Genomic DNA, 26,948 nt, shown 5'->3' with positions numbered 1-26,948 from the left:
AAGTCCGAAGGGATTTCACCCAGGAAGGAGCCCCTCATTTTCACGCAAAGAAGAACCGGAGAGAAATTTTTTTACAAATTTTCTCTCCGGTTCTTGAGTTTTAACAGGGCTTTTGAGACAGCCTCGTTTAATTTATAAAATGAGTGCTGTTAATGGGAGGAGAATTTGTTATTTAACATTTGATGACGGTCCTTCAGCATTTTCCAATAGAATAATGAATCTGCAGCGTCAGGCGTATGGTAAGGGAAGGATTCACTATTGGACTACATGGTATTAGCCACGATTATAAAAAGTTTTATCGTTCAGAGGAGTCGCTCATGGAAGAAATGAAACAAGATCAAAAAATCGTCAGAAGTATTGCACAATACCGTTTATTCGTGTACCGTATGGCAGCTATGTATTTATGAAAGGGCAGTCACTCAAGATGGATTTATCATGTGGGATTGGAATGTGGATAGCCAGGATTGGCGATATAGAGATCGACGATTTGTTCAGCGGACGATTCAGCAAATTCAAAGACTTGATGAGAAGAAACAAATACCGGTTATTTTGCTTCACGAATGTGATACGACTTATCGATCCCTTGAATTAATATTTACAACACCAGGGTTATCAAATGCAGCGCATTAATGCCTCAATGCCCCCTTTGCAGTTTCCTAAGAAGGAATATAGCCAAAAAGAAAGCCTGAATTATTGCTAAGGATTTATAGAAAAATTGAACATCTATAAAATTGGTCAGTTGTAAAATCAAATTAGTCAGCTGCCAATTAGATTGGAGGAATAAAACACCATTCTGTGTGTCATTAAAGCGTCGGATTTTATAATGGCTCACCCGCCAGCCTAGCACAAAACATCGGACTTTTAAACATTTGCATGCCTTTCAGTGGGGACAAATTCAAATGTTTCATTCAGGGACATCGATCTTGAGATTGCCTGTAAAATTGATTGTATCCACCAACACTTTTTTAAAGTAGTTAATGGCAAATTGTCCTAACTTTAGTCAGATCGTCAAAGTGAAAGATTATTCGCCAAAATTTTATTAATAGATACAATTGTGTTGCTGTCGTCTATTCAATTATTGGTAAAATAGAAAGGGGATGAAAGTACAAAAAGGTTCGATTCCCCAAAGACAGGACTGAGCTTTTTTTAGCTGTCCGGTAAGGGAGGCGCTTCTGATTCCCAAAATTTATATGAAGAAAGATGTATTGACTGCGGCTATGGAGAGATTCAACGTAATTTTCTCCAACTTTTCTCATTTTTATCTCTGCATCTCCGGAGGAAAAGATTCATCTGTGATGCTGCAACTTTGCGCGAAAATTGCACGCAGGCGAAAGCGGAAATTCAGCGTCATGTTCATCGACTTAGAGAGCCAGTATCAAGCGACGATCCACCAGGTTAGACAGTTGCGGAAGATGACGAACGACGTGGTGGATCGTTTCTATTGGTGCTGCATGCCCCTCTCGTTACGTAACGCAGTTTCAGTTATCCAGCCGACTTGGATCTGTTGGGATGAAAATGATCAGGACAAATGGGTCCGTTCTATGCCCGCCTATGACTGCGTGATCAATGAACACAATTACCCAAAGGAATGGACATGGTTTCACAAAGGGATGGAATTCGAGGAATTTGACTACAAATTTTGCCAGTGGTTTCAAAGAAAAGCGGGCGTTCCAGTGGCGGTCGGCATCGCCATCCGAAGTGATGAAAGTCTCAATCGTTTCAACACGATCATTAATACAACCAAAAAAACGTTCAAAGGTTATAACTGGACGACGAAGGTACATACCTCGGAGCCAGATTGCAACGTGTACAATTTTTATCCCTTATACGATTGGCGGACTGAGGACATATGGGGAGCCGTGAGTAAATTTGATTTTGCGTTTAACGAAATTTATGAATTGATGTATAAAAACGGCGTGAAAATTTCTCAGCAGCGACTTTGTCAGCCCTATGGGGACGATCAGCGCAAGGGCCTCGATCAGTTCCGTGCACTGGAACCTGAAACGTGGGAAAAAGTGATTCACCGCGTTCACGGCGTCAATTTTGGAAACATTTACGCCAGAACTTCCCTGCTCGGCAACATGAAGTCGGAAAAGCCCTCCGGGATGAACTGGCAGCAGTATGCCGTCTTTCTTCTAGAGAGCTTAGGGCTTTATTCCCCAGAACTTCGCGATCATTACTATCTGAAAATCAAGACCTTTTTCCGATGGTGGGAACGGCACTACGGAATCCGTATCGAAGAAGTTCCGGATGAAGCAGACCGGAAACTGGAGAGCCATGGAAAGGTGCCGAGCTGGCGGAGAGTAGCTCGTGCTGTCGAAAAAAATGATTTCTGGATGCGGCGACTGGGCTTTGCCCAGACCAAGACTGACGTGCAACTTCTTCTGCGTCTGCGGAGAAAATACCGAAGTTTGCTCCGGGTGGAAGATATCAAGGATAAAAAACTGAGGGAGGCCCTACGGGAGGATGAATATGGACAACATTCAGTGTTACGAGGGAAATTATGATCGGTCCCTTTTCTACTCCAAAATGGGACGCTTTTTTGCTGAGGAAAAATATATCCGGCGGATACCCTATCTACGAAACAAGCGAGAAAAGGTCTGGTTCACCATGGAACGAGACAGGCAGGTTATTGCCTTCTCCTCTCTGGAGTTTCCAGGGGAATACGTTCTTTTTACTACAGAATGGGTCGAACCGCGTTATCGGAGAAAAGGACTTTTTAAAGCACTGACGGACATTCGTTTCGAATATTGCCGCGAACTTGGCTGGCCGATTAAGACCTCGACCAATCTTGCGTTTATCAAGAATTATTACATCAAACAAGGATTCAGGATTTATCGGACAACCAAAAATTATTGGTTTCTGTGTGCGAATAAGGAGGTACTCCATGAACGTCCATCACAATACCTGCAGAAAGCTCAATCCGGATCTTGAAAATTGCCTTGGCCAGCTCAAACGGATTTTGGCGCCCATGGGGTTGCATGAGAAAGTACAGGCCCTGAACCGCGTACGAAGAGTTGTGAACGAACTCTCTCCCTTCTCCGAACCGGTCGACTTGGTACAATGGATCCCTGCTGGAAACGTACATGCAAACGATTATAATCCAAACAAAGTTGCATCTGCTGAAATGAATTTGCTGTACACTTCTATCCGGTTAGACGGCTTTACACAGCCGATCGTGTCTTATTATCTCGGTGACGGCCAATATGAAGTCACCGATGGCTTTCACCGCGACCGGATTGGAACGAATTATCCGGATATCGCCAAAAGGATGTTCGGCTATCTTCCCCTTTCCGTCATATCCAAACCACTGGACGAGCGCATCGGTTCGACCATCCGGCATAATCGGGCGAGAGGGACGCACCAAATCCGCTCCATGAGCAACATCGTGATCACTCTCAGTAAAATGGGTTGGAGCGATGAAAAAATCAGTCGGAATTTGGGAATGGAGCTTGACGAGATCATCCGTCTGAAGCAAATTAGCGGGCTGAAGGAAGCGTTCCAGAATCACAAATTCTCCAAATCCTGGACCGAATTTGAACATAAGTATTATAAATAATGTCAGTCAGATACAAGCTGAATCGTTCTTAATACCGATGATTGAAAAAGCAATTCCCCGAAAGGTATCTTTATTTTATGAATACAATAAATCCTATTGGGGAAAAGCATACGGATTAGCCTTTACTCAACATCTTTAGACTCACCCATGAACGTTAATCACGTAGAAAAATCATAAAAATAATTTGTAAAAATACACAAAAAAGGCCCCTACAGGGCAGCCTTAAATGAAGAGTTAAGAGAAACGAAGTGTAGTTTTATAATAGATTCCAATTTTTAAAAATTCTATTATGTTTGTCACACTACTTTATCTAAGCCGTAATTAAACCGCCAATTTTTAAGCAGTTAATAGGCAACTCATGCAATAATTTTAACAATGCCAAGATTTCATAAGGATTATCCAACAGTTCAATTTTCCAAAATCTCATTTTCTTAACGCCTTCAAAAGGTGATGGGAAATACTCTATCACTGCATGCAAAATGAATTTCTCTTGATGTTCGATGCAGTGAAAGTTTCCTAGGCTACTCCACTAAGAGGATGGAAGTCAAAAGTTTCCTCCTGCGCAATCAAAATACGAAAATAGAAAACCATGCAATTTTTTTATGCAAAAATATTTCTATACTGCAACATGAAAAGATGCCGCTTTAAATAAATAATGATCCCCATGCTGAGGCACGGGGATCATACGAGGGGATAAAGAATAGGTTGGGCAATTATAGTATAAGCATGTCCAGCGATTAAGATACCCTTTATTCGCCATCTTGTACAATGACATAGTATTCAAAGAAGAATGATCAATGAAGCGAAAAGAAATGATTGTTCAACGCTTTTTTATGGTTGTTCAATTAAAAATTTACCTTATCCGAATTTCAGCACGGTTACTTGTGGATCCTTGTCATTCAGAACACTCTAGAACAAAATTAGTAAACTCCCATGCAATTCTTCTTTTGAGGAGTAAATTAGTCAATGCAGCTTGAAACATGGATAGGCGCTTGACGATTTATGTTCGACTCCCACCGTCTCAGCAGGCTCATTGGCCCGTAAGCAGAGATACCCCCGGCTGAATTAAGCTTGGAGAGTGAAGTATCTGGCGGCTATTTGTATGGGCCGATCGCATGAATGCCGATATTAATGCCGCATTAACAAAATTTTTAGCAGAGACGGAAACTCGTTTAAAAAATTAATTTGCTGATTGACTTTCTAAATTCAGGTAGTACGTCATGCTGTCACGGCTCGTGGAATTTATCTTAGCCAGAGAACGAAACTATTTAAATTTTAAAAGAGAGGCCGCTTTTGAGCAGTCTCTCTGAATTGTTTTCACATTTTATTTGATATGCAGCGTGACAAGGTCATGTGCGTCGAGCTCTTGCAGAAACTTGAGCAGTCGCGGAACGACAGGTTCGGCTGCTTCGCCGAATGTCTCAGTTAGCTTAGCAGAGATTTCGGACACACGGTAGTTTCCGTCACAGTGCTTCAGTACACATTCTCCGAGAGCATCCAGACGGTAGTGATGTTCCTTAGCTTGTTTAAACCATTTTATCGCAATGCGCTCCAATAGGCTTGTCCGCGGAATGGCAAGGTTTGCCGCTCCATTTTCATGAACAACACGGCATCCGTCCCTCAGAACGGGCACCATTTCGAGAAAATTTATCTGCTTATTCAAATGACGGGCCATGAATCATACCCCCTTTTTGGGACCTCTTGCTACATACCAAAGAATGAGGCAAAGAACAGCAAAAACGATTAAGGTGACCAGGTCGCTTGAGAAGAACGGTGTGGCCGGTGCCGTAATATTTAAAACAGTAAAGACAGCGATAACGACACCAATTAATGATTCGCCGGCAATGAGCCCGGATGCCATTAAAGTGCCGCGTTCCTGCCGGTTTTTCCGGATTTGATCATCTTTACTGAAACGATCGATAAAGTAGCGAACAATACCTCCGCACATGATTGGCGTACTGATGTGAATCGGCAGATAAAGGCCGACGGCAAAGACGAGCGAATTGATACCCATGAATTCCACGCAGACAGCAATAGCGGCGCCAATGAAAATCAGTTCCCATGGCATCTGCTGCTGCATCAGACCTTGGGCGATCAGTTTCATTAAAACGGCTTTGGGTGCCGGGAGTGCGTGCGAACCGAAATGATAGGCACTATTCAAGAGAAACAAGACGGCACCAATGGTAATCGATGAGAAAACGACGCCGATCATCATCGCCACTTGTTGTTTCCAAGGTGTCGCCCCGACGAGAAAACCGGTTTTTAAGTCCTGTGAAATGTCGTTGGAAACAGCTAATGCCGTGCAGATAATCGCGACGGTGCCAATGGAGATAAAAATGCCGGCTGTTCCGGAATACCCGATAAATTTATAGATGATGGTGACGATTAACAGTGTTGCGATGGTCATACCGGACACCGGTGATGACGAACTGCCGACAATTCCAACAATACGCGAGGAGACAGTGACAAAGAGAAAGCCGCAGACAGCAACCAGAACGGCGCCCATCCAGCCGACTTTCACGAATGGATTAAGGGCAACCAAAAGCAACAAAAAAAGAGAACCCAGAATTACCCATCTCATTGATAGATCGCGATCGGTTCTAGCAATAAGATCGTCGGCGTGCTTGTCGGTTGTTTTGAACAGTCCGCTAAGTGTATCACTCAAGCTTCGATATAGCGTGGGCAGGGTTTTGATTAATGTTATAATCCCACCGGCCGCGACGGCACCGGCTCCGATATAACGAATGTAATTATCCCAGATAGCAGCCGTATCCATTGCTTTTAGAGCCGTGACCGCCGGGAAGATGGCGTGGAGGCTGTCTGCGCCAAAGAAGCCGATTAGTGGGGCAAGGACAATCCAGGCAAATAGTCCACCGGCAAGCATTTGTCCGGAAATGCTCGGTCCAATGATGAAGCCGACGCCCAGCAGTGACGGGTAAGCATCCAGCCCGACAACAGCGTATTTAAAATGGGAGATTCCAGTTTGAATTTCATATTTGAAAATGTTAAAACCATCTTCCAATACTTTCACGAGACCGCCGGTGATCAGGCCAAAAAGAACAAGCAGTGCTTTCTTGCCGCCCTCTTCTCCCGTTTTTAGTACTTCGGCGCAGGCGGTACCTTCCGGATAAGGAAGCACGCCGTGTTCCTGCACGATCAGTAACCGTCGAAGCGGTACCATCATCAAGATACCGAGAAAGCCGCCAAGCAGAACGATAGAAAAAATCATAATGTAGCTGATTTTGATATGCAGTAAAAAGAGTGCAGGAAGTGTAAAGACTGCGCCGACACCGATTGCTTCACCTGATGTCGTCATCGTCTGAACAATATTATTCTCCAAAATTGAATCTCTTCGGAATATGCCCCGCAAGATCCCCATCGAAATAACAGAAGCAGGAATTGAGGCAGAGATCGTCATTCCGATAAGCAGGCCTAGGTATGCGTTAGCCGCCCCGAAAATGACAGCAAGAATAATTCCCAGAAGAATCGCCGTAATTGTGAGTTCGGGAAGCGATTTCGAAGCGGGAATATAGGGTATGAATTTTGTCGATTGTTCTGAATTATTTTTCAAAAATGGCACCACCTTGTCTATTTCGACATAAATTGATACAAAGGCTATCTTATCATACTTGAGCACGCAAGTTGCTAGATTAAGAATTGCAATATAAAATGCAATATTTAGACGAGATAAGTGAATTCAGACCTGGCAATTGATTGAGGGTTTGGCATGAGAAATAAGGCCCCCCTTCCAGTTTTTTTACAGGAGGACATACAAAAATAAATTTTGACTTAATTTTTCGTACCGTTGGCAATCGCCCGAGCCAATCTCCGCGGTTTTTCCCAAGCCATGGAGTGTCCGGCGTTTTTAATAAGGGTCTAAATCCACTGGCTTTAAGCCAATTTGCTGATGCTGTTTTCGATATTTAAGGGGTGTTTTTTCATATTTGCTTCTGAATTGTTTCATAAAGTATGAAGAACTAGTATAACCGAGCCTTTCACCAATCTCGTTGACAGATAAATTTGTGCTGGTAATTAGTTCTTTAGCTTTTTCAAGTTTTATTTCTCGATGAATTTGCCCGGGGGTTTGTCCATATCGCTTGGGATCATGGGAGAAGCGCATCTGCAGCTTCGTCTATAATTTTCTCGATATTGGGAAACTGTTTCAAAGAGATAGGTTAAATAGTGGAACGGATCACCCGTTTTCTTTAGCTGTTTCAATCACACTGTAAGTCAAGGACGACATATTCAAGATTGACGACTGAGTTCAGTCAGCATTCAGTGTGCTATGAGCATAAGGTCTTTCAGAAGACTTCAGTCTTGAACGGCGACTTTAAGTCGCAGACATTGATGTCTGAACCCACCTGCTAAAGCAGGTAGTCGTTTAGTCTCAAAAAGTTAAAAACTAGGACCCATACTGTTAAAGAGTAAAAGGCAGCCCATTGAAACAAAAATGGAAGGGTATCTATAATTTGGCAGATGAAACAGCATCATAAAAAATTTTAATAGGTAAATACCCCTGTTTATTGCAATAATCATAAAGACAGTGCTATTGATTTTTAAATCATTAGCTATAAGAGCGCTCAGGTTATGGTTTAAAAGTAAACAGCAGACGGGTACTGCGCAACCGTCGATCGGATTTAGGAGGCTGCACCCAATCAAAAAAGGTAGAGTCGGAACTGAGAAAAACTATCAGTCGCACCGAATCGGGTTTGAGTCGCACCGAAATGTGAGAAAGCCGCACCGAATGCAGCTGAACTTGCACCGAAAAAGAGCGGTTGCTCCGAATTAGGCCTGACTCGCACCGAATCGAGTTTGAGTCGCACCGAAATGTGAGAAAGCCGCACCGAATGCAGCTGAAGTTGCACTGAAAAGAGCGGTTGCTCCGAATTAGGCCTGAGTCGCACCGAAATGTGAGAAAGTCGCACCGAATGCAGCTGAACTTGCACCGAAACGTTAAACAGCCTGTTTCAGGAATGTGTATCGGTCAACATACCCGGTTTATCGGTCGGCGCAGTAACTTTATCGGTCGACATATCCCGTTTATCGGTCTTTACGGCAATTTTATCGGTCAACATACCTCGTTTATCGGTCGGCGTGTCCAAATGGCGCCGGACTCACCCTGAACCCGGCTTAATCAGTCTTCGGTTTTGACTCTTTGTCGAGCATATTAAGCAGCTCCGCTGTCGTCACTAGTTCACCGAGTGTTCCAAGTTCGTTCAACGCCTCGTTATATTCGACCTCAGAACGAGCGTTAGTTGCATCTGTTACGGTGATGACATTAATCTCGTTCTCTGCCAGATTCCGCGCCGTTTTTAGCACACCATTATTGGTGGAAACCCCGGTTAATAAAACCGTTCTAATCTGTTTTTCTTTCAAAAAATCTCGAAATGCGGTAATTGAATAGGCACTGGGCTGATGTTTCTCAAAAATCTTCACATTCGGATTTTCTAAAATTTGAGGATTGATACTAAGCTTTGAAAAGCTTTTGGTAAGGACACTGAGGAAACTGGGGGCAGTTACGTGAACCACAGCCACGGGCCTATTTTTACCGAGAACTGCACGGATTAACTGTTCATTACGTGCAAGTACGTCATGATTATCAAGAAGCGCACCCTTTGATGGCAGACCGAATAGAATCCCGTTTTGCAGATCAATCGTTACTAATGCCGCATTTCCTAAATCCATTTCATCAATCCTCCTCGGATTATAAGTTTTGATGTAAATAGTCATCCTATTCAGCTAGGGTACTTGTAGTAAAAGTATAGAAGTCATGAATTTTGTCCAAACTGTTAATGTATCCCTCTGTTCCGAACTCTCCATTATGGAGAGTTTTTTTTATCGTTCGGAAAGAGATCCGATTTTAGTAACTTGGAAGTTGGATCTTCAACGTTGTGAAGATATGGCATTAGATTTTTGTTTGTGCGATCAGTTCTTCATGTGTCTTGATGTGCTGTAAATTGTCTTTATCCCCCGATAGCAATAACAGGAACAAGGCCTCAATTGCCGCCATTGCGGCAACCCGTGAGAAGTAGTACTCAGATTCAAAGATTTGTTGTCGAATTGCGGTTAATATATGCAAATCGGCATTCAAACCAATAGGCGAATCCGCACGGTTGGTAATCGCAATGACCAGAATCCCGCGACTTTTGGCAACTTCAATCTGGGTGAGTAAATTTCGCGTTTCGCCGGAATTGGAAATAACCAGCAGCACCGCACCTGTCGGCAGATTCATAGTTTGTCCGATCGAGGTCTCCCACAGTTCGTCAGTGACTGCTAAAAGTCCAAGTTGATTGAATTTATAAACAGCATCTGCAGCAACGGGGAAAGTCCCCCCCGATGCTGCAACTTGGATAAGACTTGCTCCTTTTAATGCATTCAATACCTGTCGGATAGTTGCTGTAGAGGCGGAGGTGAGTGTATTGACGATTTCTGCCACCTTATTGTCGCTGATATTTTTCAAAGCTTGGAGAAGGTCGTCAGGGTTCACCTTTTGATAGTAGCTATATCTATCCTCCGCAACTTTTGCTAATTCAATTTTCAACTGATGGAATCCATCAAGATCAAGGTTTTTACAAAAACGTGAAACTGAAGCCTCACTGACACTGGCTTTTCGGGCAAGTGCCGAGATGGTCATATTAACAATACTGGCTGGATCTGCGAGTACAACTTCTGCAATTTTATGATCTGTATCGGACATTTTTGGAAGACTGCCGTATAGCAAGTTTATGATATTTGATCGATTTTCCAACTAATCACCTTCAAATGAATTTCAAAAAAAATAAGTCAATGAAATCCTCTATCACTGAATTCTAACGCGTAATATCCGGTAAAGCAAGAACAACTGACTTGCATTGACAAAAATTAATTTCAGTAATAATATAATCTTGAAATTAATTTTCCAAAACGTGAAAGGAGGTGTCTGGCATGGAAAACCAGCTAACGCTTGCATTAGATTTGATGCATTCTGGTATGACAGTCAGTCTCGGCGGGGGACACCACATGCAATTACTTGCCGAGGCAATCAAGAAAGATAATCTGAGCGACATCCGTATCTGTAGCCCTTCTGAACGATCGCTTTCATATTGCCGAAAATTGGGATTAGATGTCATAGAATCTCCAGAAGCATTGGATATCGCTTTTGATGGCTGTGATAGTCTCGACCAAAACCTGAACCTCTTGAAGAGTAACGGTGGCATTCATACCTTGGAAAAAGTAAACGCGCAGGCAGCCGGTGCGTATGTTATTTTGACAGATGAGTCAAAAATCGGCCAGCAACTTGACCCCTCAGTACCCCTGGCTGTTGAAGTCATTGATGAAGCTATTCCGCAGTTCTTAAGATTAGCGAAAGAACTCGGCTTGCAACCCTGTCGTCGTATTTCAACTTCATACATGGGTTATATCCGTACACGAAATGGTAACCAATTGGTCGACTGTTATACGGATAACTGGGCTCAAATCGACTATATTAACCGTACTGTGTTACTAGTGAACGGTGTTGTTGGAACTTCTTACTTTAAGGGACTCGCATCAACTGTTCTTGCAGAAACCGAAAATGGTTCTGTTCGAACTTTAAGGAAGGATGAATGACATGAAAAAATATAATTGGGGTATGATTGGAACAGGGTGGATTGCACATGAAATGGCAGATGCCTTGAACAGTGTGAATGGGTCCATTTACGCTGTTGCCGACATCAATCCGGATAGGCTCAAAAAGTTTGCGGCTGAAAAGAACATTGCACATACGTATAATAATGCCGATGAAATGATTAACGATCCTAATGTTGATATTATTTATATTGCAACGCCGCATACATTTCACTATTCATACATTAAAAAGGCTCTGAACGCCGGAAAGCATGTTTTTGCAGAAAAGGCGATCACAGTCAATGCGAAGCAATTTGATGAGGTTCAGCAATTAGCGCACGACAAGGGTCTGATTTTGACCGAAGGACTGACACTGCTCCACATGCCAATTTACCAAAAGGTCAAAGACTTAATTGAGCGGAGAAAACTTGGTGACATTCATCTGGTTCAGGTTAATTTTGGTAGCTTAAAGAATTATGACCCGAAAAATCGCTTCTTCAATAAGAGTCTTGCGGGCGGCGCCCTGCTTGATATTGGTGGCTATGCGACCGTATTTGCACGTTCGTTTCTAGCGTCGCAGCCTAACGTAACGTTGACCACTGTAAAATTCTTTGAAACTGGAGTCGATGAACAATCGGGTATTATCCTTAAGAATGCACAGGAACAGTTGGCTGTAATGGCACTCTCTCTGCGGGCTAGGCAGCCAAAGCGCGGCGTTATTTCTGGCACAAAGGGTTATGTGGAAATTGACAATTATCCGCGTGCAACCGAAGCAAAGGTTACCTATACTGAAGATGCCCATCAGTCCGCATCGGAAACAATTACTGTGGGCAATTCTGATGAAGCATTAATATATGAAGTGAGAGATATGCAACGTTACATTGAGGAAGGCCACGATGACGGTCAATTGGAATTATCTCACGACGTCAGCCATATCATGGACGGTGTCCGTAATGCCTGGGGAATGAAGTTCCCATTTGAGTAATGGTATTAAAGTGCCGAAAATTGGTTTGATACATTTCGCCTGAATGGTGAAGCGGGCGTACAAACGATTACATCTGCGATCGAAAGCGGCTACTGGCGGGGTTAATGGACTCGTGTGTGATTGACAATGTTTTGCTGTTTGCTAAAAGCGCGCAGCGATTGGTTACCCAGTCTGTATCGGTTTTTGATATCGAATGTCTCTGCTGCTGAATATCTTGGTAATACTCTCAAAATCCCCCCGTAGACGACAGAAGAATTTTTGATAGTTCATCTGTCAGCCAAAGGGGGATTATTGCAAAACGATTGTGGGGTATTTCTATTGTGTCACGGCAGCTCAAGCTGGAATGGAAATAGTAATTGACAGCTGACAAAATTACGTTTTTATCTAATGGGGGTCCCTTAAAGCGGCCCAGATGGCGTCTCCTATCGTACAATCGGGTTCATTTATATTAAAATGCAATTCACTGAGAGTTTTTGCACCCGGCCTAGATGTACCGAGAAAAATCACTTTGACAAATAAAGATTCAGCTGTGCCGTTATCCGCGCAATTTCTCCGAGTGTTTTATTCAACGTTGTCACCTCAGTCTGCAATTTTGTATGTTATTTTCAGCTTCTCGTTTAAATTCCTTTCTTTTTCTCTAGCGATTGTTATGATCTCTGCGTCGCTCAGCAGTTAAAAATTTACATGATCATAAATAAGATTGAAATATCTGATAAAAATCGCTTGACCAGTCAGCTGGAGACCGCTGGATGATAATTTAGGCCGTTCCGTTTCTTTTTTTCTGTTGGGAATTTTTGATTTCATTGATATATATTATTCCATGGGAAAAATTCATTTTATCTGAATTCCAGCACAGTGAGCAGCGGATCCTTATCATTCAGACTACAAATTAAACAAAGTATTTGAGCAAGATAACACTGAGACTAATCGTTGGCTATCGAAAAATACTTGGATACATGATATAGTTATTTCCAATGATAAAACTGCAAGGGAGGCATAACCCATGATTTATGCACCGGCAACCGAATGTGATGTTCCGGTTCTCCGTTAATTTAGCGGAGAGCCGCTCTCCGTTAAATTCGTAACCATGCATTTATAAATTACGAATACGGAGATAAGAAAAATGAAAAAAAATAAGATTTTTGGTGCGTTATTATTAAGCACTGCCGCCGGCATCTGGGGCGGTATGTTTGTCGTGGTCAAAGTTGTGGTGGAATTTATTCCCCCCATTGAATTAGTCTGGCTACGCTATTTAATCGCAATCGTCGCTTTGTTTATCATTGGTTTCCTGCAACGTGTCGACTGGCGTGTGAAACGAAAAGATTTACCTTTAATCATTCTAATTGGTGTAATTGGTAATGCGCTTTCTATTGTGACGCAGGAAACCGGCACCTGGCTGTCCTCCGCTCAATTAGGGGCCGTCATTACAGCGGCGACCCCGACATTCATGGTTTTATTTGCGTGGTGGCTATTAAAAGAGCGTCTAACTTGGGTTAAAATCGGTTCGGTCGCTCTGGCGACGATTGGGGTACTGATGATTGTCGGTGTTCACGCCATTGGCATAGAAAAATTACTGGGTGCAGTCTCCTTAGTGATTGCCGCGCTGACGTGGGCGTTAATGTCAGTGCTGATTAAATTAGTTCCCGGCAAATATGCACCTGTACAGGTGACAACCCTGGCAACGGCAACCGCTATCGTTTGCCTGTCGCCAATTGTTTTCATTCAACGGTCTGCAGTACATTGGCATTATCTCATGCAACCGGCTGTCATCTTTTGCCTTTTATATTTAGGTGTGATTTCAACGGCAGTTGCTTTTGTGATGTGGAATCGAGGTTTACAATTAATGAATGCCGCCAGCTCGGGATTATTTTTCGTGTTCCAGCCTTTAGTGGGGACGCTGCTGGGCTGGTTGATTTTAGGAGAAGCCATCGGTCTGGGATTCTGGGTAGGTGTGTGCCTGATCTCGGCAAGTATTTGGATAAATATTAGATACTCCGATTGATTTTAACTGTCTGATAACCAGTGGGAAATAATAGTTTGAGCGAAAATATATTTTTATCAAACTATTATTTTTTTGCGTGCGATTTTAAAAGGGAGAATACGAATGAAAAAATATTTGGGTGATGGCATGATGCTCGTCACGGCAAGTATTTGGGGAAGCGGGTTCGTAGTGACGGATATTGCGCTGAAGTTTTTCAATCCCTATCAAACGATGGCCGGAAGATTCGTTTTAGCAACTTTTCTCATCATCATCGCATTTTATCGCAAGGTAAAAAAAATAAGTCGCTCGGTGCTGTGGAAGGGCGCTCTCTTAGGAACCTGCGTCTACACGGGTTTTATTTTGCAAACAGTCGGTCTGCAATATACGACTCCTTCGAAAAATGCTTTTCTAACCGCCGTGAATGTCGTCATTGTTCCCATTATTGCATTTTTGATTTACCGGCGCAGAATCGATCGCTATGAGATGCTCGGCTCGATGATGGCGCTTGTCGGGATTGGCTTTATGTCTCTGCAGAATTCGCTGACAGTGAATATCGGTGATGTGCTGTCGCTTGCCTGTGCAGCAGCCTTTGCTTTTGAAATCTTTTTCACCAATATCTTTGTGCATGAGGAAGATTCAATTACGCTAACCATTGTACAGTTTGTAACAGCTTCTCTGCTCAGTGTTCTGACCATGTTCCTTACAGGAGGCACCCCGACTGTACTTGAGAAAACAGGAATGTTATCCATTTTTTATTTGGCAGTCTTTTCAACGGCCATCGCTTATCTCCTGCAAAACATTGCACAGAGCTACACAACATCGACCAGAGCGGCGATTATTTTATCAATGGAGTCCTTTTTCGGGATGCTGTTTTCGATAATATTTTTGCACGAGTTAGTAACGGCTCGCATGATTCTGGGAGCTGTACTCATTTTGGTATCTGTTTTGCTTTCCGAGATAAAACCGTCTTTTAAGAAAAAAGAGACTTTTAAAAGGGCAGATGACGACATAAGGTAAGCTATCAAATAGCGCTCCCTTTAAAGGTGGGGCCGATACGCTTTATTGATAAAGCAGACCGCTCTTTAAATGCAACAACTGTTCGTTCTATGAAAGTGCGTGACGCTGTTGACACATATAAAAGGCAAATACGCTCGCTACCTGTCTATCTTTACAAAAGTTCCCGGTTTTTTTGCACATCTGAGAGATTTAATCAGCCACGCATACGTATATTCCAGACCGGATAATTTTGACATTGATTCGGGTCAAAAATTTGCAGGTACGTTTCCATTGTTTTTACAAGACTGCTACTTTTCACTTTATCTACCAAATGAACAAGAATGCAGCTCTATGTTCTGCAACAGAGAAGAGCTCTCAACGAAATAGAAAAAGATATTTCCATATTTTTCAACCCTAATCAATATAATTGGGTAGTTGATGAAAATGGGGAAGTAACCGTAACAATTTTTTCTGCTTTTGGGTTGGATCTGTTGGCCAATCTTTTGAAGCCGGATCGAACAATCTCTCCTCAAATCGAGCAATACCAATGGCCTCTACTGATAAAATATGGAAAAACTATTTTTCTTATACGTGGGCTCTTGTCAATCAGAAAGCGGCGCGCAAAAATATCAATAAATGGGCAGAAGAACTCCCCGATAAAGAGAAATAAATGAATTCAGCTATGTTTATGAGTTGATCACATTTTGCGTTACGTGTTCTAAAGGCTTAGGCGATTCGATAAAAAAGCATAAGTACAGTGGTAAAGGTCGGCACGGATATTAAATGATATCCCTTGTTGTGTTCTATTAGCTGGGCTATTTAATACCCCCAATACCCCATCAAAGAATCATTTTCAGACCCGGTCAGGGTCTATTTTTTTTACTTATTCTTCGAGACGGGGAAGCGGAAAAGTATATTGGATAAGCAGCGAGTACAACAATTGGATGAATCAGGATGACTTCGAACAATGCATGACTGATATGTTCATGAGATCAAAGAAAGCATATCCGAGAAAGTTGAAAGTAATGTCAGCGTCAAAACTATACAGAAAAAAAGCACCATCCTTTCACTCCATGTGAAAAATGATGTGCTATATTTTTAAAGGACTTTTTCAGTGGCCCCGTTCCGTACGGAAGTTATCTTTTCAATACAGTGTAAGCCTTTTTTTATCATTGGGGAGGAAAGCCGCGGATTAATACAGAGGAGCTTAAAAGTGAGAATATAGCCGTTCAATCAACATTGTTCATGCCCCGGGATTTGTATGGATCCTGCCGTCTTCCAGCTGAATCACATGATCGCAAAAGTCGAGCATCCGCGAGTCATGAGTGACCATCAGTGCCCCCTTCTCTTGATCTTTAACTTCACGGCTCAGCCAATGAATCACCGCTTTCGCTCGTTTATAATCAAGACTGGCTGTTGGCTCATCGGCGAGAATCAGATCGGGCTGATTAATCATCGCCCGGGCAATGGCTACCCGTTGCTTTTCACCGCCGGAAAGTTGTTCTGGAAAATGGCGTACACGGTCGGCAAGTCCCATTTTTTCTAGCAGTTCATTCGCCAGGCGGACCGACTGATTTTTCGAATTGCCCTGAAGTCTGGAAATGAAGATCAACTGTTCCTGGACGTTAAGATAAGGGACCAGATGGGCGCTCTGGAAGATAAAACCAATTGATTTCAGGCGCAGTGCGGTCCGTTCTTTCGCCTTCATTGAAGCGATCGCCTTCCCGTTAAGAAGAATCTGTCCGCGCGAAGGAGCAATCAGTGCCCCGGCAAGAGACAGAAGAGTACTTTTACCGGCGCCTGAGGGACCGACCAATCCAACAAACTCGCCTTTTTTTATTTCAAGACTGATATCTTTCAGAACATCAAGTGTCGTGTCGCCATCCTTGTAAACCTTGTCTACATGATTAAATGACAGAATGGTCTCCATACACTGATTACCTCCCCTCAATAGCCTTAAGGGCATTGACTTTTATGACTTGCCGGATGGATAATAGGATACTCACAATGCTGATGCCGATAAATCCGGCCAGTCGACCGGTAATGGTGCCGGGGGCAAGTGAGAAGGGCATTCCGGACGGGAGAATGATTGTTGTCAGATAGGTCAGCAGCAGACTGACAGCCAGACTGATCAATAGCATCATCAGTGTTTGAAAAATCAGGCTGCGTACGAGATAGCCCGTATCCGTACCGATCGCTTTCAAAATACCGAACTGAATATCTTTCTGTGCCGTAATAATATAAAAGAAAACGCCGAGAATAAAAACAGAAATGATAAACAGAAAGCTGATCATCATATCCAGTGACCCTTGTTCCTCTGAGTATCCGGGTAAAGATTCAACGACATGCGCTAAAGATACACTTGTGACAGTCTGTTCCAAGTCGATATGATGAATCAGCCGATTTGTTTTCTGAACGGAAAAGGGTGTCATCACGGCGGAATGGACGGCCTGGTCAGCAGAAAAACCATCTTTGTTCATGAGCAATGCCCATTGGTTTTGATTCAGATAGGCGACCGGCATATGCGAAAAAGTCGCATTTTTTGTGAATCCGACGACTTTGAAAGTGAGACCGCTTTGCTGGTCTTTGATGGTATCGTGAAGATGAATGCCGCTTCGCTCAATGGACTGATCTATGATAAGATCAACAGTAGAATGATTTGCCGGATACTTGCCGGCAGTCAGCGATGGCCGGAATGATCGGCCGGCGTCGAGGCTGAATAGCGTCAGATCGATTTTCTCTTGCTTTCCGCTTCGATTGACCGTCGTGTTCAGGATATTCAGGATCGTTGCGTTGCCGCTGCCGAGCTTATCTCTCAGCCGGTCCACTGTGTCTGTTGAAAGTGCGGAACGGCTGATCCTTTGATCGGCGTCTTTTTGCAAGATAAACGTCTCATTGCTGTATTTTTCAATAGCCGAAGCGTTATCTTTTGAGAGACCATTGGCCAATCCGGAGACGAAAAAGACAAGATAAGCGAGCAGTGCAATAATAACCATCATAAAGAAGAACCGGCCCTTGCTGCGCCGGATTTCTTTCCAGGCCAAATACATGAATAAACCACCTCCCCCAACAAAGTTTAAAAGTGACATATATTTTCAATTTATATTTTATGTCACTTTTAAATCTTATCATGAAACAGTAAAGGCGGCAATATATATGTATCATCAACAAATGAGCCAAAGTGACAAACTAATCATGAAACCGATAAAAGACAGAGTTTACTGGTCAATAAAAGCAAATAAACTATTTAAAGAAACGCATCAAAGAATTGGCAGTCTTGAAGAAAATCGGATGCTTTTTTACTTGATTAAATATTGCACCGTTCAAACGGATCATCCTTATGTCCGATTTCAGCCGAAGAGTGTTTCGTTGAAATCGTCCGATCTGCCTGATGACCCTGATCTTCTGAAAGACATCCTGCGGAAGATCAGTAATCATTCATTTTGGATACGGCAGGTAGAGGGGGAGAGCCGGGAATTACTGACAAGCTGGATCGATGACGCAATTTATGATCAGAAAACTGCCGAGTTTGTTGTCATACTGAGCCCGGTGCTTTATCCTTACATCACGAGTCTGCACGATCGATTTCAGACCTCTGACTATGAGAGAGCACAGGGCGATGTGCATCTGAAGAGCAAATACAGTTCACGGCTGTATGAGGTCTTACGAATCCACGAGAAGTTTCATGAGCTGCCGCTGACATTGGAACAGTTGCGCTATCTAATGGATGTGGGTGATGGAAAGCTGGAACGCTGGGTTGACTTAAAGCGCCGTGTCATCGATCCGGCAGTTGATGAGATCAACGAGACCGGTCATTTCAAAATTTCGTATGCACCGGTGAAATCCGGCAGATCCGTCGCAACGGTACGCTTCACAATCGAACAAGCCGTCCGAAAAGGCGGTTAAAAATACAAAATGATTAGCCGCAATACTCGGTATGAGCAATGTGCCATGTCCTGCGATGCTCTTGCAGGACATCGAAGCACCCCAGAAAAACCAAAAATTGTGGTATTGCATGGCTGCCGAAACAAAGACAATGGCACCCATTGAATCATGGGCAAAGTGAAGATGTGCATCCAAATGGGATGCACTTTTTTCTCTAATTAAGTTAGAAGCCAGATAATTGATGCATATTCACTATTTTGGGTATTCTTTACGCTGTTCGATCATCGAATAATCTGCTTTTTATATTTCTATCCCAATTGTGCGTCACGGTGAAATTGACGAAGTGCACGCCCACAAGCCATCAGTTTTAGTCAAAGATGGTGCCGTGCATACTTTTATCGTGCAGTTAGACATCATCATGCTGGCGATTAGTCCGTCAATATCGATCCAACAAAAATTGATCTGGATCCGGAAGAACTTATGAAAACATCCGAATTTAGATCGATATCCGTTGCATCCTCCGAAAAAATTTTTAAATAATTTATAATCTGATAACAGAAATCAATTCATATGATCCTTTTTTGTATTTCTAACTTTTATTTTGGATAAAGAAGTGACTGATAAAAATATCAGGGTATGCCATATTCATTTATTTTTGAATCTTATTTTTCATGTAGTCGATTAATGACTTCTCAATGTATTTTAATCCGTCTTCAGGTAACAGTTTAATCTGCCCTATTAGCCATTCCTTTAGTGTCTTTTCCTGTCTGCACATACCATTTCCTCTTTTCATAATCTAATTCAGTCTAATTTTACCAATTGTGTATTACTTCATTATTACAATATAAATAAAATTATAAAGAAATAAGGTCTTCACAGTATTGACACGCAGATCCTTTTTTGGCGCTGGAAGGGCCTTCGATCTGCTAGGCATCAGTAGTTTTCAATTGTTGTCGTTTTTTAAAATAAATGGTGACTAGAAATAATTTCCAGCTTCAAGGCTTTTGGAGAACTCTGATTTGTCGGGATATCGATTCGGAAGTTCTTTCATGTGAGTGTGATACACTGACATAAAAATGCCTGCCGTTAAAGGATAGGCAGGCAAGATGAGCATTTTATGATTTTAATTTCGTCAAAGGCATGGTCAGATGATTTGGCTGTCCTCTCATCGGCATTTTCCAAAAGCTGTCCGTATAAGTTCTTCAGATGGCTTTTCCGCCGATTTTTTAATATCAGCGTTATCTGAGTCTGAGCCGGTATTTCTTTAGCTTTCGATACAGAGTGGAGCGAGCGATGTTCATTTTTTTAGCGACCGCCGATATGTTCCAGCCGCTCTCTTCTAAAAGCTGAAGCAGTATTTTTTTCTCTTCCGCATCTAACGGAGGCATATTCGCCGCTGCATCGTCCGCAGATAAATGATTCCCGCATTCTATTAAATAACTGGGCAAATGCTCCATTTCTATGAAAGAAGATTCGCTGAAAATAACAGCGTGTTCCAGAACATTTTGCAGCTCTCTAATGTTGCCCGGCCATGAGTAATCTAAAAAAAATGACAACGCATGATCCGAAAGTGACAGGCTGGTTCGTTCATATTTTTCAACGAATTGTTTTAAAAAATAATTTGTGATCGGTAAAATATCATCTTTTCGTTCACGGAGAGGCGGAATGGTTACCGACACGACATTAAGACGATAAAATAAATCTTTACGAAACTCGCCCTTTTTACAAAGGGCGAGCAAGTTTTTGTTCGTTGCGGCGATGATCCTGACATCTACTGGGATAGGTTGAGAAGATCCTAGTCTGGTGACTTCTCTCTCTTGAAGAACTCTGAGCAGGTGAATTTGTGAGTCAAGCGGCATTTCGCCGATTTCATCCAAAAAGAGAGTGCCTCCGTTTGCTTCTTCGAAGATCCCCTTTTTCCCTCCTGCCATGCCGCCGGTGAATGTCCCCCGTTCATACCCGAACAGTTCACTGCTTACTAACTCTTTTGGGATCGCACCGCAGTTAATAGCCAAAAACGGTTTACGGTTTTTGTTGCTTGATCGGTGAATGGTCCGTGCGATTTTTTCCTTCCCGGTGCCGCTTTCGCCTAATACAATAATCGGCACATTCGATGAAGCGGTCTTGCGGCATTTATTTATTGCCGCCGCAAAAGATTTTGAATGCCCAATCACCTCAGCCCAAGGTCCGGCCTGCGCGGGGATTTCTGATGGAGATTCAGATGTTCTTCCGATATCAGCGTCTTTTAATACAATCAAATAACCGGCAAGAACCTTATGAAAATAAATGGGTTCAATATCGACGACCAGAAAATTTTGAATTAAGCATGCATTCGCGACAAGATTTGAGCTGGAATCCGGTGCACGTATATAGTCCTTGATTAAGGACTGAAAATCAGGATGGTTAGATAACTTTGAGGCGGGGGATAGTTTGAAAAAGTGAGCCAGCTTTTCACTGCTTTTAACAACAAAAAAGTCGTGGTTAAGCACTAAAACATGATCGGTTTTCCATTTATCAGCTGAGCGGAAAAAAGTTTCTACAAGATGACAGGTTTTTTCCAGGTAGCTTTCCGCCAGCTTTGTTTCGATCACTTGAGCTATCGATACTGCCAGCCCTAATGTGTGAGGCTGAGCGTGGGCCCAAATTCCTGTGAAATCAATGGTTCCGATGATTTCTTGTGTAACAGGATGAAAGATAGGTGCGGAGGAGCATGACCAGGGATGGCAGCCGTGGCAAAAATGCTCGGCGGAAAAAATCTGAATCGGGCCCTTCGTGACAATACTTGTGCCAATTGCATTTGTGCCCGCAGTACTTTCGCTCCAGTCCATACCGGCAGCAAAATTCATGTTTTCGGCTCTGCGAATTGTCGGCGGATCGCCTTTTAAATAAATAATTCGGCCATTTTGATCAGACAACGTGATCAGATGGCCTGTTCCTGACATTTTATAAAATAATTCATCGATAATCGGCTTTGCAACCCAATAGATCTCCGATGTTTTCAGCAAATGGTTCAACTCTTGATCAGTTAATATCTGCCTTGTTCGCAACTGTGCAGGATCGACGCCTGCATGATGACAACGTCTCCAGGAATGCAAAACACTTTCTCTGATCTTATCCAATATAGCCTCTTCTCGACATTTTACAACATACATATCCCACAAATTTTCTAATTCCCTTGTTTTACTGGGCAAGTCATGTGTTGAGAAAATGGATAGATAAGGATTCCGCATCTCTGTCCTCCCTGCCTGAAAAGTTCAAAACCATTTTAACATTTCATACTGAAGAAAGAAATGAAAATGCTTTCAAATTGTGAACGGCCTTGGGCGACAGCAAGGAGCAAAAAGACGGAGCGGTTGTGCACATGCATAGAACGTGTAGCGATACAGCTGTAGCGATTCGCAACAATTCATTCGGTTTATTAGGCTAAAAAGACGGATGCTTTCATCTTTTGGAAATTGGCACGATCCTTGCATTGAAAATTGCTGAGCACGAAATAAGCTTGAAAGGGGAGATAAAATGAGAAAGGCGCAGATTCTGGCCATCGATGCCGGCGGTACGATGACCGACACATTCATCATTGATGATCACGGTGATTTTGTCGTTGGGAAGGCGCAGTCAACGCCGGAAGATGAATCGATCGGCTTGCTGAACTCCGCAAGAGATGCACTCACATACTGGGGGTCAAGCGTCGAGGATGAATTTCCGAAGCTCCTGGCCGGTGTGTACTCTGGCACAGCGATGCTCAACCGTCTCGTTTCGAGAAACGGGCGTCGTGTCGGTTTGATCGTCAACAAAGGAATGGAAGATTTTCACCGTATGGGCCGGGCGATTCAGTCTTATTTAGGCTATTCCTATTCCGACCGGTTGCATTTAAATACTCACCGCTTTGATCCGCCGCTTGTACCGAGGGAATGGACGAAAGGGATTACCGAAAGAGTGGATCTTTTTGGAAGCGTTATCATTCCGCTCTATGAACAAGAAGTCGAACCGGCTGTTTTGGAATTGCTCAGGCAGGATGTGGAAGCGATTGTGATAAGCTTGCTTCACTCTTATAAGTATCCGGCCCATGAACGCAGGATCAGAGATATCGCCAGAGAAACAATAAAGAAAGCGGGAAAAAACACCCCTGTTTTTGCTTCGGTTGACTACTATCCCGTGAGAAAAGAAACCCATCGGACCAATACCACGATCATTGAAGCCTATGCAGCCGATCCATCCCGTGAGACATTGGCAAAAATCGATCGCATGCTGAAGGCGCATGGGGCAGATTTTGATCTCCGTGTCATGGCGAGCCACGGCGGAACGATTAGCACACAGGCAAATGAATTGGCAAGAACTCTGGTTTCCGGCCCGATCGGCGGTGTCATTGGTGCGAAATATCTTGGCGAACATCTTGGTATCCGTAATATCGCCTGTTCGGATATCGGAGGCACGAGCTTTGATATGGCGCTCATCACTCAAGGCGATTTAAGCATCAATACAAGTCCGGATATGGCAAGATTGGTTCTATCACTGCCGCTGGTCGCGATGGATACAGTTGGAGCGGGGGCCGGCAGTTTTGTCAGAATCGATCCGAATTTCAAATCTCTGACACTGGGGCCGGACAGTGCCGGCTCGAAAGTGGGCGTCTGTTATCCGGAAGGCGGTTTGAATACGGTGACGGTCACCGACTGCCATGTTATTCTCGGGTTAATCAACCCAAATAACTTTCTTGGCGGCGAGATCCAGCTTGATCCCGATCGCGCTTATGCAGCGGTGAAAGAACAGATTGCCGATCCACTGGGACTAACGGTAGAGGATGCGGCCTACGGCGTGATTGACTTGCTTGAGTCGCAGTTGCGCAATTATCTGGAATCAATGATTTTAGGCAAAGGCTATTCACCTTCACAGTATGTCTGCTTTTCATACGGCGGCGGCGGACCGCTTCATACGGCGGGCTATACAAAGAACCTCGGATTCGAGGATGTGCTTGTTCCTGCATGGGCCGCCGGATTTTCCGCGTTTGGCTGCGGAGCAGCGGATTTCGAATACCGCTATGATAAAACACTCGATATCAATGTCGACGCCGATGCTGAGGATGACCAAAAGCTGATCGGCGGCAGAGAATTACAGTACGTCTGGGATGAATTAATGGAAAAGGTTGCCGGGGAATTTGAAAAAAACCAGTTTGCCAAAAAAGATGTGGATTTCCGCCTCTATTTCCGGATGCAGTATCAGGGACAATTAAATGATTTGGAGATTGAAGCGCCGATAAAGGCATTTCGCCGTGTGGATGACTGGGATGCGCTAGTGAAGGCTTTCGAAGCGACTTATACGAGAGTTTACGCAAAGGCGGCCACATCGCCTGAACTGGGTTATAGTATCACAGGCGCAATCATCCGCGGTGTTGTGGAAGTCGCCAAGCCGAGAATTTCGGAGGAGCCGTCCGAAGGTGAAACACCGCCGGCAGACGCTTTTCTTGGCAAACGCAGTGTGTACTGGAAAGGAGAATGGCTAAAAGCGGATATTTGGGAGATGGAAAAATTGAAACCGGGGAATCGTATTCAATCCTTCGCCATTCTTGAATCGCCGGCCACTACCTTTGTTATACCGGCTGGATTTGAAACGTATCTGGATGCTCACCGCATTTTTCACTTGAAAGAACTTTAATTGTAAAAGGAGGTTTGCCGCATGGCGAAAATCGATAAACGATTGAACAGCCGTAAAAGCATCGGCTGGGACGGGAAAACGCTTCAGCAAATGCGCAGGGAGACTGATGATCTCAGCCGTGAAACCGGATATTATGCCGGATTAAAGACACTGCCGTTAAAAGAAGGTGATCCGATCCGCTATGAAAAAATCTTCTCAAAACTGCGCGGAGGCATTGTGCACGCCAGGGAAACAGCCAAAAAAGTTGCCGCTTCACCGATTGTTGAACAAGAAGGAGAATTATGTTTTACACTTTACACCCCGGACGCCGATTCAATTGTGACATCAACCGGTATTATTATTCATGTCGGTACAATGGGTGCCGCTATTAAATATATGATTAAAAATGATTATGAGGTGAACCCGGGTATTGAGGATGGCGATATTTTCTGCAATAATGACTGCCAAATCGGGAATGTTCACCCCTGCGATGTCCATACGATTGTTCCGATTTTTTATCAAAATGAGCTGATAGGCTGGGTCGGCGGTGTCACGCACGTTATTGATGTCGGCGCAACGGCGCCGGGAAGCATGACCGTGGGGCCGGTGACCCGTTATGACGACGGTTATCAAGTGGCCTGCCGGAAAATCGGCAAAGACGATACCTTGCTGAAAGATTGGGTCATCGAAAGCCAGCGCTCGGTACGGACGACAAAATACTGGCTTCTTGATGAGCGGACGCGTATTGCCGGGTGCCACATGATCCGGGATCTTGTTCTCGACATCATCAAAGAAGAGGGCGCGGACACATATAAACATTTTATTCGCGAAGTGATTGAAGATGGGCGGAGAGGCTTTGTCAATCAAGTGAAGACTCTGCTGATTCCGGGGAAATACCGTCAAGTTTCATTCGTTGACGTTCCTTATGAAGGCCTTGATGTCCCTCCATATGCCCGCATCAATACCATTATGCATGCGCCTACCGAACTTACGGTTCACAAGGATGGAAAATTCCAGATCAACTTTGAAGGGGTAAATCGTTGGGGATGGCACAGTTATAATGCAACACCGGTTTCTATTACGAGCGGGATATGGGTCATGATGTCCCAAACGCTCATTCCCAATGATCGTGTCAATGACGGGCCGCTGTATGCGAGCAGCTTTGATCTCCCGTATGGTTCATGGCTCAATCCGGATGATATCCGCACCGCACACAGCTACGCCTGGCATTTCCTTGTTTCTGCATGGAGTCCATTGTGGCGCGCGCTCAGCCGCAACTACTTTGCCCGCGGTTATTTAGAAGAAGTGAATGCCGGGAATGCAAATACGTCCAATTGGCTGCAAGGCGGCGGATATAATCAGTTTAACGAAAATCACGCGGTGAATAGTTTTGAGTCGGCGGCTGAAGGGGTTGGTGCAGGTGCAGTCAAGGACGGCATCAGCCATGCGGCGGCGATTTGGAATCCTGAAGGTGATATGGGTGACATGGAAATTTGGGAACTGGCCGAACCGCTTCTTTATCTAGGACGCAGCGTTAAGCCGAATACGGCCGGTTATGGAAAATACCGCGGCGGCTGCGGTTATGAGACACTGCGAATGGTATACGGGGCGAAGGATTGGACAATGTTTTTTATGGGCAATGGCTATATGTCCAGTGACTGTGGTTTGATGGGCGGCTATCCCGCCGCTTCAGGTTACCGTTTTGAAGCACATGGGACAGATTTAAGGGAACGGATTAAAAAAGGGTTGCCGATTCCGACCGGGGGAGACAGTGATCCGGACTATCCTGAATATGAGAAATTAATGGAAGCAAAAGAAATCATTCGCGATAAGCAATCGATTACGACTGAAACCATTTTTGATAATTATGATCTTTATTTGAACTACCTCCGCGGAGGTCCGGGATTTGGCGATCCGCTTGAGCGTCTGCCGAAAAATATTGAAAACGATTTAAATGAAGGCCTCATTCTGCCGCGTTATGCAGAAAATGTATATGGCGCGAATGTCAGCAAAAATGAGAAAGGAAAGTATGTTGTCGATGAGAAGACGACGGATAAGCGCCGCAAACAAATAAGAAAAGATCGGCTCAGGCGCGGAATCCCGACGGGCGAGTGGATGGAGGCAGAGAAAGGAAACATTTTAAAGAAAGAAGCATCCGTTCAAGTCCAGCATATGTATGCGGGCAGTTTTGCGCTCAGCGAAAACTTTGCAAAAGAATTTAAAACGTTTTGGAATTTGCCGGAAGAGTGGAATCTGACAGAAGATGAGTTGGGCATTCCAGTATTTGGGGCGAAAATAAAAAAGAACAACAAATAATGGCAAATGAGGTG

General features: G+C 43.8%; 23 protein-coding genes. 13 read left to right on the top strand and 10 right to left on the bottom strand.

Going from position 1 to position 26,948, the window contains the following annotated elements; translation table 11 throughout:
• Positions 1 to 236: 236 nt before the first annotated feature.
• The 4 genes from OYT88_RS21015 to OYT88_RS16955 all read left to right on the top strand — a co-directional run bounded on the left by OYT88_RS21015 (position 237) and on the right by OYT88_RS16955 (position 3,559).
• The gene (locus OYT88_RS21015) at positions 237 to 407 is read left to right on the top strand and encodes a polysaccharide deacetylase family protein (RefSeq protein WP_443217536.1); all 171 of its coding nucleotides are present in this window, start codon (positions 237 to 239) and stop codon (positions 405 to 407) included.
• Positions 408 to 1,190: 783 nt separating this feature from the next.
• The gene (locus OYT88_RS16965) at positions 1,191 to 2,507 is read left to right on the top strand and encodes a DUF3440 domain-containing protein (protein WP_338000561.1); all 1,317 of its coding nucleotides are present in this window, start codon (positions 1,191 to 1,193) and stop codon (positions 2,505 to 2,507) included.
• On the top strand, positions 2,473 to 2,934 hold the full coding sequence (locus tag OYT88_RS16960) for a GNAT family N-acetyltransferase (protein ID WP_274401540.1): 462 nt from the start codon (positions 2,473 to 2,475) through the stop codon (positions 2,932 to 2,934). The genes OYT88_RS16965 and OYT88_RS16960 overlap by 35 nt, the downstream gene beginning before the upstream one ends.
• Positions 2,888 to 3,559, top strand: coding sequence for an IbrB-like domain-containing protein (locus tag OYT88_RS16955; protein WP_274401539.1), 672 nt, complete (start codon positions 2,888 to 2,890; stop codon positions 3,557 to 3,559). The genes OYT88_RS16960 and OYT88_RS16955 overlap by 47 nt, the downstream gene beginning before the upstream one ends.
• A 310-nt stretch (positions 3,560 to 3,869) precedes the next feature.
• On the opposite strand, the gene OYT88_RS16950 is transcribed toward OYT88_RS16955, so the two are convergent.
• Positions 3,870 to 4,037, bottom strand: coding sequence for a hypothetical protein (locus tag OYT88_RS16950; RefSeq protein ID WP_274401538.1), 168 nt, complete (start codon positions 4,035 to 4,037; stop codon positions 3,870 to 3,872).
• A 319-nt stretch (positions 4,038 to 4,356) separates the two neighbouring features.
• Here OYT88_RS16950 and OYT88_RS16945 point away from each other — a divergent pair, with 319 nt between their 5' ends.
• Positions 4,357 to 4,536, top strand: coding sequence for a hypothetical protein (locus tag OYT88_RS16945; protein ID WP_274401537.1), 180 nt, complete (start codon positions 4,357 to 4,359; stop codon positions 4,534 to 4,536).
• Positions 4,537 to 4,883: 347 nt separating this feature from the next.
• Here the strand turns inward: OYT88_RS16945 and OYT88_RS16940 are convergent, their stop codons facing one another.
• From OYT88_RS16940 to OYT88_RS16925, 5 genes are all read right to left on the bottom strand, one after another.
• Entirely contained in the window at positions 4,884 to 5,234 is a 351-nt protein-coding gene (locus tag OYT88_RS16940; protein ID WP_274401536.1) for a PqqD family protein, read from the bottom strand.
• A gap of 3 nt (positions 5,235 to 5,237) precedes the next feature.
• Positions 5,238 to 7,130 (bottom strand): OPT family oligopeptide transporter, encoded by a 1,893-nt coding sequence (locus OYT88_RS16935; protein ID WP_274401535.1) that lies wholly within the window; start codon positions 7,128 to 7,130, stop codon positions 5,238 to 5,240.
• 294 nt (positions 7,131 to 7,424) lie between these two features.
• Positions 7,425 to 7,679: a helix-turn-helix domain-containing protein gene (locus OYT88_RS21010; protein WP_443029689.1), complete on the bottom strand. Its 255-nt coding sequence runs from the start codon at positions 7,677 to 7,679 to the stop codon at positions 7,425 to 7,427.
• 1,010 nt (positions 7,680 to 8,689) lie between these two features.
• Complete coding sequence (locus tag OYT88_RS16930; protein ID WP_274401534.1) at positions 8,690 to 9,244, bottom strand: cysteine hydrolase family protein; 555 nt, start codon at positions 9,242 to 9,244, stop codon at positions 8,690 to 8,692.
• Between the two features lie 220 nt (positions 9,245 to 9,464).
• Entirely contained in the window at positions 9,465 to 10,307 is an 843-nt protein-coding gene (locus OYT88_RS16925) for a MurR/RpiR family transcriptional regulator (RefSeq protein WP_274401533.1), read from the bottom strand.
• 176 nt (positions 10,308 to 10,483) lie between these two features.
• On the opposite strand from OYT88_RS16925, the gene OYT88_RS16920 reads away from it, so the two are divergent.
• The 5 genes from OYT88_RS16920 to OYT88_RS16900 all read left to right on the top strand — a co-directional run bounded on the left by OYT88_RS16920 (position 10,484) and on the right by OYT88_RS16900 (position 15,779).
• Positions 10,484 to 11,146 (top strand): ribose-5-phosphate isomerase A, encoded by a 663-nt coding sequence (locus OYT88_RS16920; protein ID WP_274401532.1) that lies wholly within the window; start codon positions 10,484 to 10,486, stop codon positions 11,144 to 11,146.
• Position 11,147: 1 nt separating this feature from the next.
• Positions 11,148 to 12,128 (top strand): Gfo/Idh/MocA family protein, encoded by a 981-nt coding sequence (locus tag OYT88_RS16915; RefSeq protein ID WP_274401531.1) that lies wholly within the window; start codon positions 11,148 to 11,150, stop codon positions 12,126 to 12,128.
• A 1,123-nt stretch (positions 12,129 to 13,251) separates the two neighbouring features.
• Complete coding sequence (locus tag OYT88_RS16910; RefSeq protein WP_274401530.1) at positions 13,252 to 14,130, top strand: DMT family transporter; 879 nt, start codon at positions 13,252 to 13,254, stop codon at positions 14,128 to 14,130.
• 102 nt (positions 14,131 to 14,232) lie between these two features.
• Positions 14,233 to 15,126: a DMT family transporter gene (locus OYT88_RS16905; protein ID WP_274401529.1), complete on the top strand. Its 894-nt coding sequence runs from the start codon at positions 14,233 to 14,235 to the stop codon at positions 15,124 to 15,126.
• A gap of 320 nt (positions 15,127 to 15,446) precedes the next feature.
• Positions 15,447 to 15,779, top strand: a complete 333-nt coding sequence (locus OYT88_RS16900) for a hypothetical protein (RefSeq protein WP_274401528.1) — start codon at positions 15,447 to 15,449, stop codon at positions 15,777 to 15,779.
• 569 nt (positions 15,780 to 16,348) lie between these two features.
• Here OYT88_RS16900 and OYT88_RS16895 read toward each other — a convergent pair.
• Positions 16,349 to 17,035: an ABC transporter ATP-binding protein gene (locus OYT88_RS16895; protein ID WP_274401527.1), complete on the bottom strand. Its 687-nt coding sequence runs from the start codon at positions 17,033 to 17,035 to the stop codon at positions 16,349 to 16,351.
• A 7-nt stretch (positions 17,036 to 17,042) separates the two neighbouring features.
• Entirely contained in the window at positions 17,043 to 18,155 is a 1,113-nt protein-coding gene (locus OYT88_RS16890) for an FtsX-like permease family protein (RefSeq protein WP_274401526.1), read from the bottom strand.
• Positions 18,156 to 18,261: 106 nt separating this feature from the next.
• On the opposite strand from OYT88_RS16890, the gene OYT88_RS16885 reads away from it, so the two are divergent.
• Positions 18,262 to 19,011 (top strand): replication initiation protein, encoded by a 750-nt coding sequence (locus OYT88_RS16885; protein ID WP_274401525.1) that lies wholly within the window; start codon positions 18,262 to 18,264, stop codon positions 19,009 to 19,011.
• A gap of 628 nt (positions 19,012 to 19,639) precedes the next feature.
• Here the strand turns inward: OYT88_RS16885 and OYT88_RS16880 are convergent.
• Together OYT88_RS16880 and OYT88_RS16875 are read right to left on the bottom strand one after the other, a co-directional pair.
• Complete coding sequence (locus OYT88_RS16880) at positions 19,640 to 19,765, bottom strand: hypothetical protein (protein WP_274401524.1); 126 nt, start codon at positions 19,763 to 19,765, stop codon at positions 19,640 to 19,642.
• Between the two features lie 463 nt (positions 19,766 to 20,228).
• Positions 20,229 to 22,220 carry a sigma-54-dependent Fis family transcriptional regulator gene (locus OYT88_RS16875; RefSeq protein WP_274401523.1) on the bottom strand — a complete coding sequence of 664 codons (1,992 nt, stop codon included), beginning with the start codon at positions 22,218 to 22,220 and terminating at the stop codon, positions 20,229 to 20,231.
• A 286-nt stretch (positions 22,221 to 22,506) separates the two neighbouring features.
• Between OYT88_RS16875 and OYT88_RS16870 the strand changes: the two genes are divergently transcribed.
• Together OYT88_RS16870 and OYT88_RS16865 are read left to right on the top strand one after the other, a co-directional pair.
• Complete coding sequence (locus tag OYT88_RS16870) at positions 22,507 to 24,639, top strand: hydantoinase/oxoprolinase family protein (protein WP_274401522.1); 2,133 nt, start codon at positions 22,507 to 22,509, stop codon at positions 24,637 to 24,639.
• 21 nt (positions 24,640 to 24,660) lie between these two features.
• The gene (locus OYT88_RS16865; protein WP_274401521.1) at positions 24,661 to 26,934 is read left to right on the top strand and encodes a hydantoinase B/oxoprolinase family protein; all 2,274 of its coding nucleotides are present in this window, start codon (positions 24,661 to 24,663) and stop codon (positions 26,932 to 26,934) included.
• Positions 26,935 to 26,948 lie beyond the last annotated feature (14 nt).

This window comes from Sporolactobacillus sp. CQH2019, assembly GCF_028765345.1.
Classification (GTDB): domain Bacteria; phylum Bacillota; class Bacilli; order Bacillales; family Sporolactobacillaceae; genus Sporolactobacillus.
This window is presented reverse-complemented; position numbering and strand designations above follow the sequence as displayed.

Bases quoted from the DNA above. Each gene is read 5' to 3' on its own strand.
- OYT88_RS21015 (WP_443217536.1), top strand. From the start codon at position 237: ATGGTAAGGGAAGGATTCACTATTGGACTACATGGTATTAGCCACGAT.
- OYT88_RS16890 (WP_274401526.1), bottom strand. From the start codon at position 18,155: ATGTATTTGGCCTGGAAAGAAATCCGGCGCAGCAAGGGCCGGTTCTTC.
- OYT88_RS16910 (WP_274401530.1), top strand. From the start codon at position 13,252: ATGAAAAAAAATAAGATTTTTGGTGCGTTATTATTAAGCACTGCCGCC.
- OYT88_RS16915 (WP_274401531.1), top strand. From the start codon at position 11,148: ATGAAAAAATATAATTGGGGTATGATTGGAACAGGGTGGATTGCACAT.
- OYT88_RS16885 (WP_274401525.1), top strand. From the start codon at position 18,262: ATGTATCATCAACAAATGAGCCAAAGTGACAAACTAATCATGAAACCG.
- OYT88_RS16900 (WP_274401528.1), top strand. From the start codon at position 15,447: ATGCAGCTCTATGTTCTGCAACAGAGAAGAGCTCTCAACGAAATAGAA.
- OYT88_RS16955 (WP_274401539.1), top strand. From the start codon at position 2,888: ATGAACGTCCATCACAATACCTGCAGAAAGCTCAATCCGGATCTTGAA.
- OYT88_RS16875 (WP_274401523.1), bottom strand. From the start codon at position 22,220: ATGCGGAATCCTTATCTATCCATTTTCTCAACACATGACTTGCCCAGT.
- OYT88_RS16870 (WP_274401522.1), top strand. From the start codon at position 22,507: ATGAGAAAGGCGCAGATTCTGGCCATCGATGCCGGCGGTACGATGACC.
- OYT88_RS16865 (WP_274401521.1), top strand. From the start codon at position 24,661: ATGGCGAAAATCGATAAACGATTGAACAGCCGTAAAAGCATCGGCTGG.
- OYT88_RS16905 (WP_274401529.1), top strand. From the start codon at position 14,233: ATGAAAAAATATTTGGGTGATGGCATGATGCTCGTCACGGCAAGTATT.
- OYT88_RS16895 (WP_274401527.1), bottom strand. From the start codon at position 17,035: ATGGAGACCATTCTGTCATTTAATCATGTAGACAAGGTTTACAAGGAT.
- OYT88_RS16880 (WP_274401524.1), bottom strand. From the start codon at position 19,765: ATGTGCAGACAGGAAAAGACACTAAAGGAATGGCTAATAGGGCAGATT.
- OYT88_RS16960 (WP_274401540.1), top strand. From the start codon at position 2,473: ATGGACAACATTCAGTGTTACGAGGGAAATTATGATCGGTCCCTTTTC.
- OYT88_RS16945 (WP_274401537.1), top strand. From the start codon at position 4,357: ATGAAGCGAAAAGAAATGATTGTTCAACGCTTTTTTATGGTTGTTCAA.
- OYT88_RS21010 (WP_443029689.1), bottom strand. From the start codon at position 7,679: ATGCGCTTCTCCCATGATCCCAAGCGATATGGACAAACCCCCGGGCAA.
- OYT88_RS16930 (WP_274401534.1), bottom strand. From the start codon at position 9,244: ATGGATTTAGGAAATGCGGCATTAGTAACGATTGATCTGCAAAACGGG.
- OYT88_RS16965 (WP_338000561.1), top strand. From the start codon at position 1,191: ATGAAGAAAGATGTATTGACTGCGGCTATGGAGAGATTCAACGTAATT.
- OYT88_RS16920 (WP_274401532.1), top strand. From the start codon at position 10,484: ATGGAAAACCAGCTAACGCTTGCATTAGATTTGATGCATTCTGGTATG.
- OYT88_RS16940 (WP_274401536.1), bottom strand. From the start codon at position 5,234: ATGGCCCGTCATTTGAATAAGCAGATAAATTTTCTCGAAATGGTGCCC.